Raw genomic sequence first — 17,381 nt, forward strand, 5'->3', positions numbered from 1 at the left:
TCCATCCTGAATGGTAGCTGTCTCTACTTTCTAAGTTAATGCCCGTTCAGCAAGAAGCTTTCTTATATAACCTAAATCTCATTATTGTAAATGTCACCCAAGCTTTAATAAATTCTTATTTGATTTAATAGCCTCTTGATAAATCCATCACATTTTCTAAATCCTTCTCACCACGTAACCATTTCTCTAAACTTGGTTTAAAAATTTCTAAGCTACGTTCAACATATCGTGAAGAATGACTTGAAATATGTGGAGATACAATAACATTTGGTAAGGACCATAATGGATGATCTGCCGCTAAAGGCTCCTGCTCAAATACGTCTAAAACAGCATAGCCAATTTCACCTGCTTGAATGGCTTGAATTAAAGTATCTTCCTCTACTAAGTTGCCACGACCAAAATTCATAAAGATAGCATTACTTTTCATTGCTTTAAAATGCTCTAGATTTAAGAGGTGCGTTGTCTCATCCGTTTTAGGTAATACAGAAATGACAATATCAGCCTTAGGTAAAGCTTCTATTAATTGGTCAAAACACACTATGTTATCCATATAAGCAGCTTCTTTCCCTGAACGGTTACAGCCAATAGTTGTTACACCAAAGGCCTGTAATAAACGACCTACCTCTGAGCCAATAGCACCTGGCCCTAGAATAAGAGCTGTACTGTCTCGTAATTCTGATTGCTTTGCTTTTTTTGACCATTCACTTTTCTTCTGCTGCTCATATATCCATGGTAGCGCACGTTTAATAGCTAAAATATGAGCAAGCATCGATTCTGCCATTGGCGTTTTATGAATACCACGCACATTTGAAACTAAAATATTTCGTTCCATAATAGCTTGAGCTGGCATTTTTTCAACTCCAGCCGAGGCTACAAAAATCCACTTCAGATTTGTGGTGTAATTCATATTTTCCTTATTTAAATCCTCACCATATGTAACAAGTACATCTGCTCTTTGCAACTCCTCAATGGATATGCCAGTCTCAAAAATAAAATCAACCTGTGGAAACTCGGCCACTAACGGCTCACGTAAATCAGTTCTTGGTTCAAATGTAAAATAAATTCTCATTTTGTCGCCTCCCATTCTGCTAAATAGGTATATACCTCTTCAATGTGATTTTTCACGCGTACCTTGCGCCAAGCCTTCATAAGATTCCCCTCTGTATCAATTAAAAATGTTGAGCGTTCTATTCCCATATACTCACGTCCATACATCTTCTTCAACACCCATACGCCATATGCCTCCGCAACTGCATGATCCTCATCCACAAGAAGGGAGAATGGGAGCCCATGCTTATCTATAAATTTGGTATGCTTTTTTGCATCGTCAGGACTGATACCGAGCACAACTGCATTTAGTTGGCTAAAATCCTCATGCTTATCACGAAAATCACATGCCTCAGTTGTGCATCCTGGTGTCATATCTTTAGGATAAAAATAGACTATTACATTTTGTCCTCTGAAATCTGCTAACCTTACCGTCTCTCCTTTTTCATTTATAAGAGAAAAATCTGGCGCTTTTTTTCCTTCTATTAAAGTCACAATAATCTCCTCCTCTGTAGGTTCTATTTTACTCCAAGTGATAAAACAAGTCATTTTCCTTAATTTCTTTGGATTTCTGGTACTGATAGGTCTACAATAGAGTACGTATAAAGACATAGGAGGCAATCATATGAATCATACAAAATCTGAAGCAATACACGCGGAAGCGCTACAGCATATCGTTGGTGGTGTAAATAGCCCTTCTCGTTCATATAAAGCAGTGGGCGGAGGCTCGCCTGTAGCAATGGCTCGTGGGAAAGGAGCTTACTTCTGGGATGTTGACGGCAATCGTTATATTGACTATCTAGCGGCATATGGACCTATCGTAACTGGACATGGTCACCCACATATTGCGAAGGCTATTACCCATGCCGCTGAAAATGGTACGTTGTTTGGAACCCCGACAGAATACGAGGTTACTTTTGCAAAAATGTTAAAAGAAGCAATACCGTCTATGGATAAAGTGCGTTTTAATAACTCTGGTACAGAAGCTGTAATGACAACTATTCGCGTTGCACGTGCCTATACTGGTCGTACGAAAATAATGAAATTTGCAGGTTGCTATCACGGCCACTTCGATTTAGTATTAGTAGCCGCTGGTTCAGGCCCTGCTACATTAGGAACACCAGACTCAGCAGGTGTAACAAATTCTACTGCTGAGGAAGTAATTACTGTACCTTTTAATAATCCTGATGCCTTTACTGAAGCAATGGATAAATGGGGCGAACAAATTGCCGCTATCTTAATCGAACCAATCGTAGGGAACTTCGGTATTGTTGAGCCAAATCCGGGCTTCCTAGAGCTAGTGCATGCTACTGCAAAAGAAAAAGGAGCATTAACGATTTACGATGAGGTTATCACAGCATTCCGCTTCCATTATGGTGGTGCTCAAAACTTACTTGGACTAACACCTGATCTAACAGCACTTGGGAAAGTTATTGGTGGTGGTTTGCCAATCGGCGCATACGGTGGTCGTAAAGAAATTATGGATACAGTTGCTCCTCTTGGCCCAGCCTACCAAGCAGGTACTATGGCCGGAAACCCTGCATCGATGCAAGCTGGTATTGCCTGCCTAGAAGTGCTACAAACACCAGGGATTTACGATGAAATGGATAGACTAGGTGGAATTTTAGAAAACGGTATTTTAGCCGCAGCTAAAAAGCATGGAGTGACAATTACATTAAATCGTCTTAAAGGGGCACTGACTATTTACTTTACAGATGTGAAAGTAGAAAACTATGAGCAAGCAGAAAACGCTGACGGAGAAATCTTCGGTCGCTTCTTCAAATTAATGCTTAATCAAGGCATCAATCTAGCTCCATCGAAATATGAAGCATGGTTCTTAACAACTGAACATACTGAAGCAGATATTTTGGAAACAATTAAAGCGGTAGACTATGCATTTTCACAACTTTAAACATCACAATACAAAGACGACTCGCTAGTAGGAGTCGTCTTTTTCTTATGTCAGCATACAAATTTATGTATTTTATGAGCACTTCCTTCTATAATGTAAAGAAGCTTAAAAATTTTAGACAGAAAGGACATCCAGATTTTCTATGAAATTAGGTGCCCGTGTATTCAAAACTGGTGTTGCCATCGTGCTAGCACTCTTTATTGCGGAGTTGCTAAATCTCTCTTCTCCAGTTTTTGCTGGAATTGCAGCGATTTTTGCCATTCAGCCATCGATTTATCGATCCTATCAAACGATTGTTGAGCAAGTACAAGCAAATATTATAGGAGCTACCATCGCAGTCATTTTTGGCTTGCTTTTTGGTCACCATGTAGTAGCTGTTGGCATTGCAGTTATCACTGCCATCGGTATAATGTTGAAATTTAAACTTGAAAAATCGTTGTCACTAGCGCTCGTAACAGTTGTTGCCATAATGGAAATTCAAGGAGATGACTTCCTGACGTTCGGTCTTTTTCGCTTTATTACCATATTAGTTGGGGTGTTAGCGGCCTTTGTTGTTAACCTAGTCTTTTTACCTCCAAAGTATGAGGTAAAGCTTTTCCGTAAGATTTACTTTTTACAAGACGATATTATTCGATGGACACGACTTGCTGTCCGTCAGGCTTCTGAACATACATCTACAAAGGGAGCATTAAGTAAATTTAAAAACCGTATGTTAAGAGTTGATACATTGTATGATTTCTATAAGGAAGAACGCAATTACCTCAAACATAAAAAGTATGTTAAAGTGCGTAAGCTAGTGGTCTATCGTCAAATGATTTTAACATCTAAAAAAAGTTTAGAATTGCTGCAACGTTTGCATAATCATGAAAACGAATTGGCCCAGCTACCAACACAATTTCACTTAATGATTCAGGAGCGACTGGACTTTTTACTTACGTATCATGAACAGCTGCTATTAAAATATACAGGAAAGTTAAAGCCCGAGCATTCTGAGTGGAGTAAAAACATCGACTATATTCAACGTAATGAACTGATGGAAATTTTTATCAAACAAATAACCTATGCACATGAGGAAGGCGATACGGAATTTTCGAGCTATCACCTACTTTATATTTTATCCCGTATACTAGACTACGAAGAAAACTTAGAGCATCTGGATACGCTTATTGTGTCCTATCAAAGCTATCATGGGCATGAGATTAATGTGGAGCTAGAAGATGAGTTTATATAACAAATGAAATAGGTAATTTTACGACAAATTGACTAATATCAATTTGTCGTTTTTAGATATTTTATATAGATCTGTAAATATTTTTAAACTTTGATACAATATAAATAAATGTAAAAATAAGGGGCGGTTCAATACATGGTAAATTTAAGTAAAATTGAATTAACTAAAAAAGGTCAATTCGTTAACTTAACAAAATCACAAAATCAAGAGATTGGTGAAATTTTAGTCAATTTAAACTGGAATCAGAGAACTGAAAGAAATTCAGGTGGCTTTTTATCTTCTTTATTCGGCACCAATTCTAAAGGAGGGATTGATTTAGATTTAGGATGCTTATATGAAATGACAGATGGTAGTAAAAGTTGTGTTCAGGCTCTTGGTAATGCTTTTGGTAGTTTGCATTCTGCCCCTTTTATTGAGCTAGATGGTGATGATCGCACTGGTATGTCAAGCAGCGGTGAGAATTTACGCATTAATGGAAACAAGGTAAGAGACATTAAACGAGTGCTAGTTTATACATTTATCTATGAGGGTGTAGCAAATTGGGCTGAAGCCGATGGGATTGCGACAATCAACTACGGAACAGGTCCTAGCATTGAAGTTCGTTTAAGCGAACATCGTAATGGTAAAAATATGTGTGCAATAGCTATGATTGAAAATGTGAACAATGAAACATTTAAAGTTGAACGACTTGTTGAATATTTTAAGGGACATCAAGATATGGACAAAGCCTACAATTGGGGGCTATCATGGCGTTCAGGTAGAAAATAAGCAGATGCTAAGACTCAACCTATACATATTAAGCAATCTTAAAATGCATTCATAGTTGCCTGTAAATTGGAGTCTCTTAGCAAACGTTAATTGAAATGAAGATAAAAAAGCTGACATCATCTCTTTTAAATGATGTCAGCTTTTAAAGGCTCACGTCCTTAATGCCATCAGCTGTGTCTCTGATACCTTACGCTGCGCTGTTAATTCTCCATGAAGCTTACGATAATTAGTAATACCTTCTATAATCGTATCCCATATTTCCTCAAGTGTTTGTGTTGTTTCAGATTGCTGAGCTAGAGCAGTGCTCAATTGAACTGCTTCATTACTGGCTCCTCCAAATTGCTTCACACGGTTTTCAAAAGCTAATGCTGACTGACTCTGTAATTGCTGCCGCCTTTCATTCACTGCATTCATTATCCCCATTTTGAATACAGGGATGGTCTTAACAAAAGCACCATTAATTTGTTCTATCAATTCACTATTTCCATTGCGCAGCATCTCAATTTGCGGGGCTGTTAAAATGGCAACCATACGTGATTTCTCTAACTCATCTATTTTCTGTTGAAGCAACTCGGCAATTGCTTGCAAACGATTAAGCTCCATTTTTGCCACTTGATTGCCCGCCTCACTTTGTTTTTCATACATAGGTATTAGGGTTGTTTGTACTTCATGTAATTTCATATCTGCTGCGACAATATATTTTTCTAGCTCCAGATAAAACATCAAATCCTCATTATATAACCGGGCCAGGACTCGATTATCTTTTGCTAATTCCTCCTCCATAAGCACAAATTGATAATGAATTTTTTCAATATCTCTACTGAGTACATTATATTTCGCAAATAAATCATCATCATTTTTCGCTTTACGTGCAAATAGTTTCTTGAAGAAGCCCTTTGGCTCAGCAAAATCTTTTTTATCAAATGTCAACATTAAGGCTTCAAGCCGCTTAAATAATTCATTTGACTCATAGGATGCTGATTGGGTGATTAAGTCTAAAATTTGATCTGCGAATTTTGCTAATTTTGTAGCTGGCTCTCTGCCCAACTCCATTAAGTCCTGCTGATTTTTTATATTAATCTGATTAGCAATTTGCTGTACCTCTGTATTTTCCCATAATTGTTGTTTGACGGCTTCTGCTGTTTCCACTGTCAATTGTTCAATTGTCGTAGGGTTATTTGACATTCTTGCCGCCTCCTTCCTGTCATCAGAAAAAACGATTAAAGAGCTTTTTAATGATTTTATCTGGTGCAGATTTTTGCTGCTTTGGTTCTTCATAGGGCAAGTCAAATAGCATATGCTCTAAACGGTGTACATCATATGAATCCTCTAGTAAGTGCCTTTCTAAATCTAGTTTGCCTGTCGGGTTATAAAATACAATATCCATACCAAAGCGATTTAAAAACGCCAGTAATGCAATGTCCTCACGTGATAAAGCAGGCTGCTGTGGCGCTTGATATAATACAAGTTTTGGTACCTCTTGAGAGTAGTCAAAGTTTTGTAGTAATCGCAGTATATCCTGAGGAATCATCGTCATCTGTTTAAATAAAAATAACTGTAAATCATATAAAGTCTCATTTGACTGTTGTTTTAACATGGGTTGCTCACATGAAGCTTTTATCGTATAAGAAATTGCACGCTGTAGCTCCAATGGTAATTCCCCGTACTGCCACCAATCACTTTGCATAATGCGTTCCACTGATAGCTCTCCATTTACTAAGCAATGTTTATAGTGAAAATGGAAGTTGGCCTTGCTCGTTTTTGAATAAGGGAACTCCTGCACAAAAACGGTTTGCGGACTTGCCAGTAATTGATGCATATAGTGCCAGTATTCTTCACGTCGGCTCGAAACCCCACTAATTTTTGCAAATATTACTGGAATGATTATCTCATCCCCAATAACTTCAAATTTCGGTCGAACCATGGCCTTCTCTTTCGAATAAATAAAAATATCATCATAGGTCATTCTTAGTGTTAAGGAGCGTGGCATAAGATCTTTAAATTGCCAAGGCTTAAAAATTCCTGATTGCTGATCATGCATTAATTGTTCAAAATGCTGACTCGAACGATAGCCTACAGTTGCCTGACGATCACGAAGCTTGTCAGGAAATGGCTGTAAAGTTGTTTCACTTGCATACAAATAACTGATTGAAAAAGAATCTGTAGGATCGATCTCTGCAAATTCATCTATTTTAGCTGGATGAAAAATTAATACGTCACAACCTAGCTCCATTAGCAATAATAGAAAATAACGCTGACTAACAGTCGTCTCCCCATACCACACAACCTTAGGAAAATCATCTGTCGGCTTCATTGCCTTTGTCCATTGAATCCAATGGTTTTTTAACCACTTCACCATATCAATTAAAAAACGGCGAAAATCATTAGCAAGTAGACCTAATGATTGTTGTTGCTGAAAAAGCTCGACAATTTTAATGGTTGCTAGCTGTAAATGTCGGTTCATTACACTATCATCATGCTTAGGTATTAATTGATACCCATACATCATTGCAACTAATCGATTAATAGACAGCCCTTTAGGTGTTTGCTGATGTTGTTCTAAAATCGTTTGTATAGCCTGAAAGTCTTTTTGTTCAATATTTTTATTTAATTCTTCACTTAAAATATGAATACTTTTGGTTTGTGACATGGTAAATAATGAATTGAAATAATCATCCTCTTCAATTGGCACTCCTAATACACGTACTGCAATTCGGCTAAACGTTATTTGTTGTGATGTTTCCTCATAAAATGCACGATTCTTCGGTGAATCTTGAAACGCCTGTAGCCAATCATCAGGATTTCGCTCCAACACTGATTGAATTGTGATTGTTTGCATACAAACGCACCTCCTAAAAATCATCCTTTAGCATAGGCTTAAGAATTCATTTGCCATAGGATAGTCTTACCTATGACAACAAATAAATATTTAAAACTAAACTACCGTTTGTTGTGTAGCAATTTGTAAAACGGCTTCTAGCAAATCTTTTGTAAATGCTTCACCATTATGAATTGAGTAGGTTGTATTTGGTAGAACATTTGGCTGTTTATCCTTTAAATCTCCATGATTCGGTGTAAATGCTAAATCAGCTATTGATAGCATTCCGTAATCCATAATAGAATCGCCTGCTGCTATATGCACATCGTATGTACAAAATTCCTTCATATAATCTATAGCCGCTTCCTTTGTCAGTACCTTGGGCATAAAATACAATTTTTTACCTTGTAGAAGAACGTACCAGCCATGAGCGTCAAACTCTTGAATTATTGCATTTAATTCATCTTGGCGTAAAACTTCAATATCTACATGATGTACATAAAAAAGATCATCTATATAGAAAGAACGTTGAAGCCATGCATCGGATTTTATTGTTTGAAATAGTTTTAACATATCCTCTCGTGGAATGGAGGATTCTTCAATTCGTCTACATAATGTTTTCGTCCATTTGTCATATGGCTGACCTTTTTCTAATATTGTACCCCCGTTGCTTGTAATTGCAAAAGTAGGGCACAAGTCATTAATAAAATGTATTCTCTGATATTCATGCAATGCTCTTGTCGTAACAGGTACAAATAGTGTTTGCTGATGCACCTGCTGCAATAAAGCTGCTGTTGCATTTGTCATCATGCTCATGTCTTTATCAGCCTTCCGCTCAACTACCATTGTCTCTGTATTTGGCGGAAACATCTCCATCATACGTTTAGAATAAATAAGTGTTCTATCTAAATCTGATGTAAATAGTATCATCTTATTCTCCTCTACAATTCTTTTATTAAGCCGCAACATGCATAGGACATATCCGAATATTCTTCTATCAATACATTTTTTTCACGAGCTAATAATAAAATGTGTTCCAGCTCATGAATGTACTGTGGATTAACTAGGATTTTCCAGGGGATTCGTCTTAGTAAAACTCTTGTCGTTTCTCCAACACCAGGTTTGATAAAATGAATATTGTCAATACCAAAATCCTGCTGAATCCTTTGTACGGATTTCATTCCCTCCCAAGTAATTGGGGAGTTGGGCAGCTCTTGAAGTTGCCGTATAATCTCACTCTGCACATTTTCAAAGCATGTGACAATGCTTTCTATGTACAAGTTTGACACATCTATCTTCTCTAATTCTTTGTAATATTTTGCACCATGAAAGTCTTCCTCATCCATAAACTGTAGATTTAATACTGTTCTACTCACCAATCCAGACACCGTCGAATTTAAACAAGCAGATGGAATTAAAAAATCTTCACGAGTTCCATAAATGGCGGCACAATGCCCTGGATCTGCCAAAACGGCTAAATTGGCATTCAATTGTACTTGATGTTGTGTATTAAACTTTTGACAGGAATGTAGTAATTCTTTGGTAATAGCACCCTTACCCGTCCAACCATCAATAAATTGAAGACAACCTTGAGGATGTTGTGCCAACATGTAACGAATTGCTGTTTCATCAAACCCACGACCACGCAAAATAGATATTGAGTAATGTGGTACATTCACCTTATAGCGCATTTGTATATACCGTTTAATTAAAATGCCAATTGGTGTACCTGCTCTTGCTAAGCTAACAAGAATTAAATTATCTAGCCCTCTATTTTGGATGATTTGCTCTGCTACCACACCAACAGCTATTGCTATTCTTTCAGCGTAAGTATCTAAAGTTTTATAAAATAAATCCATATATGTTTTAGATGGTTGATATTCCATTGGTAGCATTTCAGAATAATGCGTGCCCGTTTGAATAAGTTGTTCACGTTTTTCATTATCCATTTCAAGAAAAACATTACTAATATCACGCAATAAAAACATAACATCCTCTGGTGCATAGCTCCCCATTTTATCTGGCTGTAAAGTCGATATCATCGTTCTACCTCCATTTCATGCATACAAATCACATATATTTTTGCGCTACTGATGGATTGTAATGCCTCTACCAAGCGGGCAATTATCTCTTTACTTGCTATACGTTCCACAATAATGAAAAGTTCCGAATATGGCCGGTTTTGTATATTATATAAATAATTTTCAACCCCATTGTTCTCTGGGCTTTCAAAGACTATTTTTTCTGTAATCGTATAGTCTAGTTCATCTGTACAATAAATTGGACTACGGGTTGACGATTGAAAATAAACATTTTCCCCTAAATAAGAGGCAATTTGCATAGGGACATACATAAATTCCCCTGTTCCGATAACAAGTGCTGGTCCACCCGTTCGTAGCTCTTTTAATTGCTCGGCGATTGCCTGTAGCATTTTCTTTTGCTCGATATGCTGTTTGGATGTTAGCATAAATCTTCCTGTCGCTAGTATATAAGGCTGATTGTTTACAAGACCATTCTCTGCAATAGAACGATAGAATTTGCAATCAAGAGATTCTTTGATTGGTATTAGTGTGATGTCCTGTGGGGCACATGTTGTTATTTTAGGTTGCTCGCTTGTTAAATTTGGTGCTCCCTCACAGCTAAATTGACCACACATAATGGCGATGAACTCAATAGAGATCCCCCATTGCTCTTCTAATTGCTGAAACACCTTTTGTTGCTGTTCTGAACGCCAATCTAAAATAGATAGTACAGCATACTGCCTAACAAGCGGAAACTTCTGTCTCAGTGTTTGAATAATGTTAATAACCGTATTACCAGTAGTAATCTCGTCATCAATTAACACAATACGTTTAGCTTGCAGTAAAACATCAGGCTCTTCTGTATAAATTCTATGGCTTGTCGCATGGGAATGCTCTTCCTCGAATGTAACAAATGGTTCAAAATCTGGAAGTACTTCACGTGTGGTATGGATATACATGGCATTTGTTTGGAATGCATTAAATACAGCATGTCCAAGTGCAGTGGCTGTCTCAGCAAATCCAATAAACAATGTTTCCTCAGACAGTGGTATGGAACCCTCCATAGAATCCTGAATTCCATCCAACTCTGTACAATCTTTTAATGCTTTTACAACAGATGACATAGCAAGCACATTTTGACCAGTAAGATGCTGATTATACATACAGGCTAGAAGCGTTCCAGTCAGTAATGGGACTTGGGGACGAACAGCTAAATGCTTGCCAAGTACAGTGCTCACAAACAAAAACTGTCTCTTCTTATTAATACGTGCTGCCATTTTAAATAAATCTGTCAATGCAAAATTGTGAGGATTATGAGTGACTTCAATATCAATTGTATAATTTGGCAAAATGCTTAGTTTATTCATTTGTTGTCGCATAAACACTACCACCTATTTCAGAATTTAATAACAGTGAGGCAAAATCTAAAGATTCATGATAAACGCCATAGACTTGTGCTTGTTTTAAGATTCGTTGCGCCCATCTCAAATGTGGTTTGATTTCATTCATTTTATTAGCATAGTGACTTTTCATAACACCTTTGCGACCATCACTATTTTCTACAATGCTTAATGCATCTAAATACTCCTCATACGAAATCGCATAAAGTGCATGCACGACACGGACATGACTAGGATGAATGACCGTTTTACCGATAATGCCGTTTTGTTTATCCATTAAAACTTCCTTCATTAATCCATCTAAACAATCGTCTAACAATGCTTTCCTTGTATCAAGCGCACCTTTTTCACTAAATGGCGTCACTCTTAATGCAGGCTTTAATACACGTTGATTACTAAAATACTCCCAGACAGGCCCAGAAATAACAAAACCATCTTCCTCACGACCTAAGACATTGACTATATCTGCTATACAATCTCTAATCACACTGATATCATAAATGGTTGAGTCCATGCGGCGGCGAATTCCGTATATTCCACAAAAATCAGTTGCACCAATACGTACATTTAATACGCGTTCTCTGTGTTGATGTAGAACTTCTTTAATGCTTAATAATGCCTCCATGCGAGATTCCTTATATAATACCTCACGACTTTCTAAAATTGGCATACCATATAAGGTTAAATGATGTTCCAAAATGGTTTGTTCAAGTAACTCAAAATATCGGGCTCCTTGTGCTGCCGTAAATTTCGGAAATACATAACCAGTTAATATTTCCTGTTTCTTCCCTAACGAAGTTGTTAAATAATTAAATTGTTCAACATGACGTACACGAATAAAAAGGAGTGGTAGATCTTGTAATAGCAATTGTTTTTGGTTATATAGCTCATATAACTCACTAATATCCTCCATCAATTTTGCTTCACAATCTAGTAACTCTGTATCTCCTACTGCATCCTCTAAGTCAATGACAAGTGATGTAAGCTCTTTATATTTTTGCGATTGAATCAAACCCACAATATTAGGCATGGAAGCTGGCATATACAAAGTCGCACCTAAGGCATATGACAGAATATCTGGCGTATCCAATTTTGTAAAGGGCTGTGGCTTCTTATAAAAAATCGTCTCTGCTTCTGTTGCAAAGTGTTGCATTTAATCCTCTCCCCAGTAATAGTCTACCTTCTGTGAAAAAAGCACTGTATTAGCCTGTTCTCTACAGACCAATACAGTGCCTTGTTTACACGGCTGTTTTCTTATTCATCTTGTGTACAACAAATGTCAATAAGAATGCAACAATTAAAATAATAAAGAATAATTCATGTGAAAGATGGAATCCAAAAATACTTGCGAACATTTTCAGTGCAATAATCGCAATCAAAATATAGGCAGTTGTTTCAAGCTCAGGTACTCGCTCTATCAATGATAGGAATACTCCTGCGATAGTACGCATCATAATAATCCCTAAAACTCCACCTAATAATAGTACCCAAACTTGATCTGATATCGCAAACGCTGCTAGTATAGAGTCTACTGAAAAGGCGACATCCATTAATTCAACTGAAATAACAGTCGCCCAGAACGTTCCAAAAACGCGAACCATCCAACCCGTCTTTTTAAACTCATGTGCTTCTCCTTCATCATCGCTCTTATTTTTAAAATGCAGTATGACTAACCACATTAAATAAGTCGCACCAATTACTTTAACAATGGAGAACTTCACGAGGTAAACACCAATACCGATGAAGAGAAATCTGAAGAAATATGCTCCAAACATCCCATACATTAACGCTTTTTTTCGTTGATGCTTTGGAAGATGTTTAACAAGAACTGCTAAAACTAACGCATTGTCTGCAGACAATAGGCCTTCCATAATAATCAATGAAAAAATTAGGCCCCATGATACTGGATCTGTTAAAACCTGTCCCCACATGTGCCAGTTAAAAAACTGTGCATATGTATTTAATATCTCGTTGAAAACGTCCAAAAAAGATCCTCCGTCTTTACCTATCCAAATTATTGTAGGCCATATGCATTAACTAATGCTGCTAAGCCACCCTGATAGCCTGAGCCTACTGCGGCAAACTTCCACTCACCATTATGGCGGTAAAGCTCACAAAATACAACGGCAGTTTCAATGCTGAAATCTTCACCTAAATCATAACGCAATACTTCTGCCCCTGACTCTTCATTCGTTAAACGAACATAGGCATTCAGAACCTGACCGAAGTTTTGATGACGGCCCTCCGCGTCATAGATTGTAACCGTCACAACAATCTTTTCAATTTGGGGAGACACTTGCTTTAAGTTTACAAGAACTTTTTCATCATCCCCATCACCTTCTCCTGTACGGTTATCACCAGTATGCACAACAGATTGATCTGAGCTCGTTAAATTATTGTAAAAGATAAAGTCTTGTTCATTACGGCATTTACCTGACGCATCTAGTAAAAATACAGATGCATCAAGGTCAAAGTCTTGTCCACCATCAAATTGCTTTACATCCCAGCCTAAGCCGATTCCAATACTGTTTAGGCCTGGATCTTGTTTTGTTAAATCAATACGTTGTCCTTTGCTTAATTGAATAGCCATTGAAAATCTCCCTTTCCATCCAAAGTTGAAATTTTTTAGTTTACATTTAAGCCATAGTCATTACATAGTGCGGCTAAGCCACCCTGGTAACCGGCACCAATCGCATTAAATTTCCATTCTCCGTTATGGCGGTATAATTCCCCTACTACGACAGCTGTTTCAATACTGAAATCCTCGCCTAAATCATAACGAATAATTTCTTCGTTGGAAGCAGCATTGACAATACGAATATAGGCATTAGAAACCATACCAAAGTTCTGACTACGTGCCTCTGCATCATGAATTGTTACTGTAAATGCTAGTCGTTGTACATGTACAGGTACTTGTGTTAATGCAACTTTTACTACTTCATCGTCACCTTCACCAACACCAGTTAAATTATCCCCGGAATGTTCAACAGAGCCGTTGCCACCTGTTGTATTATTGTAGAAAATAAAATCATTTTGATCTGCTACTTTGCCAGTATCCGCAAGTAAAAATACAGATGAGTCTAAATCGAAATCATGTCCACCGTCATATTTATTTGTATCCCAGCCTAAACCAACAATTACATTTGTTAATCCTGGATTTGTTTTTGTTAAATCTACCTTTTGACCTTTTTGTAATGAAATACCCATTATCTTTCTCCTCCTAGTTATTATTTATTGATATCTTCGAACAACGTCGCCAAGTTTCACGTCATTTGTTCCTGTTCCAACTGCAGCAAATTTCCAATCATTGTTATGGCGGTAAATTTCACCACAGACAAGCGTCGTTAAGTTCGAATAGTTATCAGTTAAATTATAGCGAATTAGCTCACTACCTGTCCTGTCATCATACACACGAATATATGCATTTTGAATCATGCCAAAGTGTTGATTACGACCTGCTGCATCATAGATGTTTACAACAAACACCAGCTTATTATATTGTGACGGTACAGACGAAAGCTCAATTGTAATAACTTCATCATCACCATCGCCATCCCCAGTTAAATTATCACCTGAGTGTCGAATTGAACCACAATTACTTGTTAATTTTCCAAAATAAACAACATCGTCTCCCGCAACAACCTTATCATTTTGTAGCATTAATACGGAAGCATCACAGTCGATGTTTCTTCCACTGCCGCTATTTCTACTTGAAAATAAGCCTCCAAATAAACCGCCGCTTTTTTCTTGACCTACAGGGTCCCAGCCTAAACCTACTTTGATTTTATTTAAACCAGCATTCCCTTTTGTTAAATCAACCCGTTGCCCTTTTTGCAAATTAATTCCCAATTTAATCACCCTCCTAAACTAAGTGTTGCCAACTACAAGATTGTATGTAAAGAAATAATGTAAAGTCGAATCTTTATATATTTCATAAAAGATTGTCGTTTTTCACCATTATATTAAGTCTAAAATAACATTACAAAAAATTCAATTAATGGCTCCAAAAAGGTTTATTCACTTATTCTTGGTTTGATGCCGATATGAGCATTATTTTCGAAAATTCTTCTTAATCATGACGTTTCACTGTAAATGAGTTTCTTATAATGCAGTTAAAAAAACCTTCTAACTTGTAGAAGGCTAATGAGCATATACTAGCTTTTCATTTTTGGATCAAGTGCATCACGCAGTCCATCACCCATTAGGTTAAAGCCGAGAACTGTTAACATAATAGCCAAACCTGGGAATATCATTGTCCATGGAGCATTTAATAAAAACTTCCGAGCATCAGCTAGCATTTTTCCCCACTCGGGTGCTGGTGCTTGAGCTCCTAGTCCAAGGAAGCCTAGTGCCGCCGCTTCAATAATGGCTGTCGCAATAGCTAGTGTTCCTTGTACAATTATTGGTGTTATGGAATTCGGTAAAATATGAGAAAATAAAATTCGTGAATCACGCATGCCAATTGCTTTAGCCGCTACAATATATTCCTCTTCCTTGACACTCAATACTTTAGAGCGAATTAAACGACCAAAATTCGGAATGTTAATTATTGCTATGGCAATTAATGCATTTTGTAAAGATGGACCTAGCACTGACACTACTGCAATCGCTAACAGCATACTAGGGAAAGCAAGCATAATATCAAAAATACGTGAAATAATCGTATCGATCCATTTTCCATAATAGCCTGCAATAATACCAAGTAAACTACCAACGATTACGGATAAAATAACCGAGAAAAAGCCTACCCATAACGAAATCCGTGCACCATGAATGATTCTAGAAAAAATATCTCGTCCAAAATCATCCGTTCCAAACCAATGTTCACTGGATGGTGCCAATAAGCGCTTCGCAAAATTTTGTTCATTGATGCCCTGTGGTGCAAGGTAGGGACCAACTATAGCAAGTAAAATAAAAAATAGAACAATTCCTGCTCCTATAAGGGAGACTTTACTCTTTTTAAAGCTCCGCCAGCCTTCGAGCCACGGACCTACCGCACGTTCTCGAGTTGGTACTGCTTCTTTTTTGATATCCATTGCTCCAGTCATCATTGCAGCTCCCTTCTATTTGTATTTAATACGCGGATCAATCACTGTATACAGCAAATCCACAATTAAGTTAATCATGATGAAAATAAATGCAACGATTAGAATACCTGATTGAATAACAGGATAATCCCTGAAGCCAATCGCATCATAAATATAACGACCAATTCCTGGCCAACTAAAAATAGTCTCTGTTAGTATGGCACCACCTAGGAGTAATCCTGTTTGTAGACCAATTACCGTTAACACAGGAATCACAGCATTCTTTAGTGCATGCTTATAAACAACAATAAACATTTTTTGGCCTTTCGCTCTTGCTGTGCGTACGTAATCCGAGCGCATTACTTCTAGCATAGAAGACCTTGTGATTCTTGCAATAATAGCCATCGGAATGGTCGCAAGTGCTACTCCTGGTAATATTAATCTCTTTACAACTTCAATGAATTGATCAAAGCGTCCCTGAATAAGGGTATCAAGTAAATAGAAATGGGTTATGGCGGTTATTGGATTTCGAACATCCTCTCGACCAGAAGTAGGCAACCAGCCAAGCTTACTACTAAACGTCCATTGTTCCATCAAACCTAGCCAGAATACTGGTACAGATACACCGACTAATGCCACTATCATTGCAATATAGTCGAACCAAGAATTTTGGAACCATGCAGAAATAATGCCAGCATTCACACCAATAATGATAGCAATAATCATGGCAAAAAGTGCAAGCTCAGCTGTTGCTGCCAAGTATGGAAAAATTTCTTCTGATACAGGTAATTTAGTACGTAAGGAAACCCCCAGATCTCCCTGGAAAATACCTGACAAATAACTAAAATATTGTGTATACCAGGGTTTATCTAATCCTAAACTTGCGTTTAATGCCTCGACCGCCTCTTTTGTCGCCTGTTGTCCTAAAATAACCTTAGCTGGATTACCAGGTATTGCACGTATCAACATAAAGACGATAAAAGTCATTCCAAGCAAAACTGGGATTAGTTGAAGTAAACGTCTCCCCATATAGTGAAGCATTTTCATCACCTCTCTATGATTTTCATAATATACTTTGAAGTCTTTATATACTGTTGAAAGGTTGAGCCTTCACCAAACGGCTTTGAATGTTTAGATGAGTAACTTTCTAACAGGAG

Annotated in this window: 17 protein-coding genes; 3 read left to right on the plus strand and 14 right to left on the minus strand. The window is 37.4% G+C overall.

Features of this window, described 5'->3' with window-relative positions:
* Positions 1-124: 124 nt before the first annotated feature.
* Together QNH24_RS22315 and bcp are read right to left on the minus strand one after the other, a co-directional pair.
* Positions 125-1,069, minus strand: a complete 945-nt coding sequence (locus QNH24_RS22315) for a D-2-hydroxyacid dehydrogenase (protein WP_283869587.1) — start codon at positions 1,067-1,069, stop codon at positions 125-127.
* Entirely contained in the window at positions 1,066-1,542 is a 477-nt protein-coding gene (gene bcp, locus QNH24_RS22320) for a thioredoxin-dependent thiol peroxidase (RefSeq protein WP_283869588.1), read from the minus strand. Before bcp ends, QNH24_RS22315 begins: the two co-directional genes overlap by 4 nt.
* Before the next feature lie 130 nt (positions 1,543-1,672).
* On the opposite strand from bcp, the gene QNH24_RS22325 reads away from it, so the two are divergent.
* From QNH24_RS22325 to QNH24_RS22335, 3 genes are all read left to right on the plus strand, one after another.
* Entirely contained in the window at positions 1,673-2,959 is a 1,287-nt protein-coding gene (locus QNH24_RS22325; RefSeq protein WP_283869589.1) for a glutamate-1-semialdehyde 2,1-aminomutase, read from the plus strand.
* A gap of 142 nt (positions 2,960-3,101) precedes the next feature.
* Positions 3,102-4,190 carry an FUSC family protein gene (locus QNH24_RS22330; RefSeq protein ID WP_283869590.1) on the plus strand — a complete coding sequence of 363 codons (1,089 nt, stop codon included), beginning with the start codon at positions 3,102-3,104 and terminating at the stop codon, positions 4,188-4,190.
* A 135-nt stretch (positions 4,191-4,325) separates the two neighbouring features.
* Entirely contained in the window at positions 4,326-4,958 is a 633-nt protein-coding gene (locus QNH24_RS22335) for a TerD family protein (RefSeq protein ID WP_283869591.1), read from the plus strand.
* 150 nt (positions 4,959-5,108) lie between these two features.
* Here QNH24_RS22335 and QNH24_RS22340 read toward each other — a convergent pair whose 3' ends face one another.
* The 12 genes from QNH24_RS22340 to QNH24_RS22395 all read right to left on the minus strand — a co-directional run bounded on the left by QNH24_RS22340 (position 5,109) and on the right by QNH24_RS22395 (position 17,265).
* The gene (locus QNH24_RS22340; RefSeq protein WP_283869592.1) at positions 5,109-6,143 is read right to left on the minus strand and encodes a toxic anion resistance protein; all 1,035 of its coding nucleotides are present in this window, start codon (positions 6,141-6,143) and stop codon (positions 5,109-5,111) included.
* Between the two features lie 22 nt (positions 6,144-6,165).
* Positions 6,166-7,797 (minus strand): YceG family protein, encoded by a 1,632-nt coding sequence (locus QNH24_RS22345; RefSeq protein ID WP_283869593.1) that lies wholly within the window; start codon positions 7,795-7,797, stop codon positions 6,166-6,168.
* Positions 7,798-7,893: 96 nt separating this feature from the next.
* Positions 7,894-8,706, minus strand: coding sequence for an HAD family hydrolase (locus QNH24_RS22350; protein WP_283869594.1), 813 nt, complete (start codon positions 8,704-8,706; stop codon positions 7,894-7,896).
* 11 nt (positions 8,707-8,717) lie between these two features.
* Entirely contained in the window at positions 8,718-9,818 is a 1,101-nt protein-coding gene (locus QNH24_RS22355) for a cysteine protease StiP family protein (protein WP_283869595.1), read from the minus strand.
* Entirely contained in the window at positions 9,815-11,176 is a 1,362-nt protein-coding gene (locus tag QNH24_RS22360; RefSeq protein WP_283869596.1) for a phosphoribosyltransferase family protein, read from the minus strand. The genes QNH24_RS22355 and QNH24_RS22360 overlap by 4 nt, the downstream gene beginning before the upstream one ends.
* Positions 11,157-12,350: an HpcH/HpaI aldolase/citrate lyase family protein gene (locus tag QNH24_RS22365; RefSeq protein ID WP_283869597.1), complete on the minus strand. Its 1,194-nt coding sequence runs from the start codon at positions 12,348-12,350 to the stop codon at positions 11,157-11,159. The genes QNH24_RS22360 and QNH24_RS22365 overlap by 20 nt, the downstream gene beginning before the upstream one ends.
* Before the next feature lie 85 nt (positions 12,351-12,435).
* The gene (locus tag QNH24_RS22370) at positions 12,436-13,182 is read right to left on the minus strand and encodes a TerC family protein (RefSeq protein ID WP_283869598.1); all 747 of its coding nucleotides are present in this window, start codon (positions 13,180-13,182) and stop codon (positions 12,436-12,438) included.
* Positions 13,183-13,211: 29 nt separating this feature from the next.
* Positions 13,212-13,787, minus strand: a complete 576-nt coding sequence (locus tag QNH24_RS22375) for a TerD family protein (protein WP_283869599.1) — start codon at positions 13,785-13,787, stop codon at positions 13,212-13,214.
* Between the two features lie 35 nt (positions 13,788-13,822).
* Entirely contained in the window at positions 13,823-14,404 is a 582-nt protein-coding gene (locus QNH24_RS22380) for a TerD family protein (protein ID WP_283869600.1), read from the minus strand.
* A 24-nt stretch (positions 14,405-14,428) separates the two neighbouring features.
* Positions 14,429-15,046: a TerD family protein gene (locus tag QNH24_RS22385; protein WP_283869601.1), complete on the minus strand. Its 618-nt coding sequence runs from the start codon at positions 15,044-15,046 to the stop codon at positions 14,429-14,431.
* Between the two features lie 305 nt (positions 15,047-15,351).
* Positions 15,352-16,248 carry a nickel transporter permease gene (gene nikC, locus QNH24_RS22390; RefSeq protein ID WP_283869602.1) on the minus strand — a complete coding sequence of 299 codons (897 nt, stop codon included), beginning with the start codon at positions 16,246-16,248 and terminating at the stop codon, positions 15,352-15,354.
* A 12-nt stretch (positions 16,249-16,260) separates the two neighbouring features.
* Positions 16,261-17,265 (minus strand): ABC transporter permease, encoded by a 1,005-nt coding sequence (locus tag QNH24_RS22395; RefSeq protein WP_283869603.1) that lies wholly within the window; start codon positions 17,263-17,265, stop codon positions 16,261-16,263.
* Between the last annotated feature and the right edge of the window lie 116 nt (positions 17,266-17,381).

The organism is Lysinibacillus pakistanensis (genome assembly GCF_030123245.1).
GTDB classification, from domain to species: domain Bacteria; phylum Bacillota; class Bacilli; order Bacillales_A; family Planococcaceae; genus Lysinibacillus; species Lysinibacillus pakistanensis.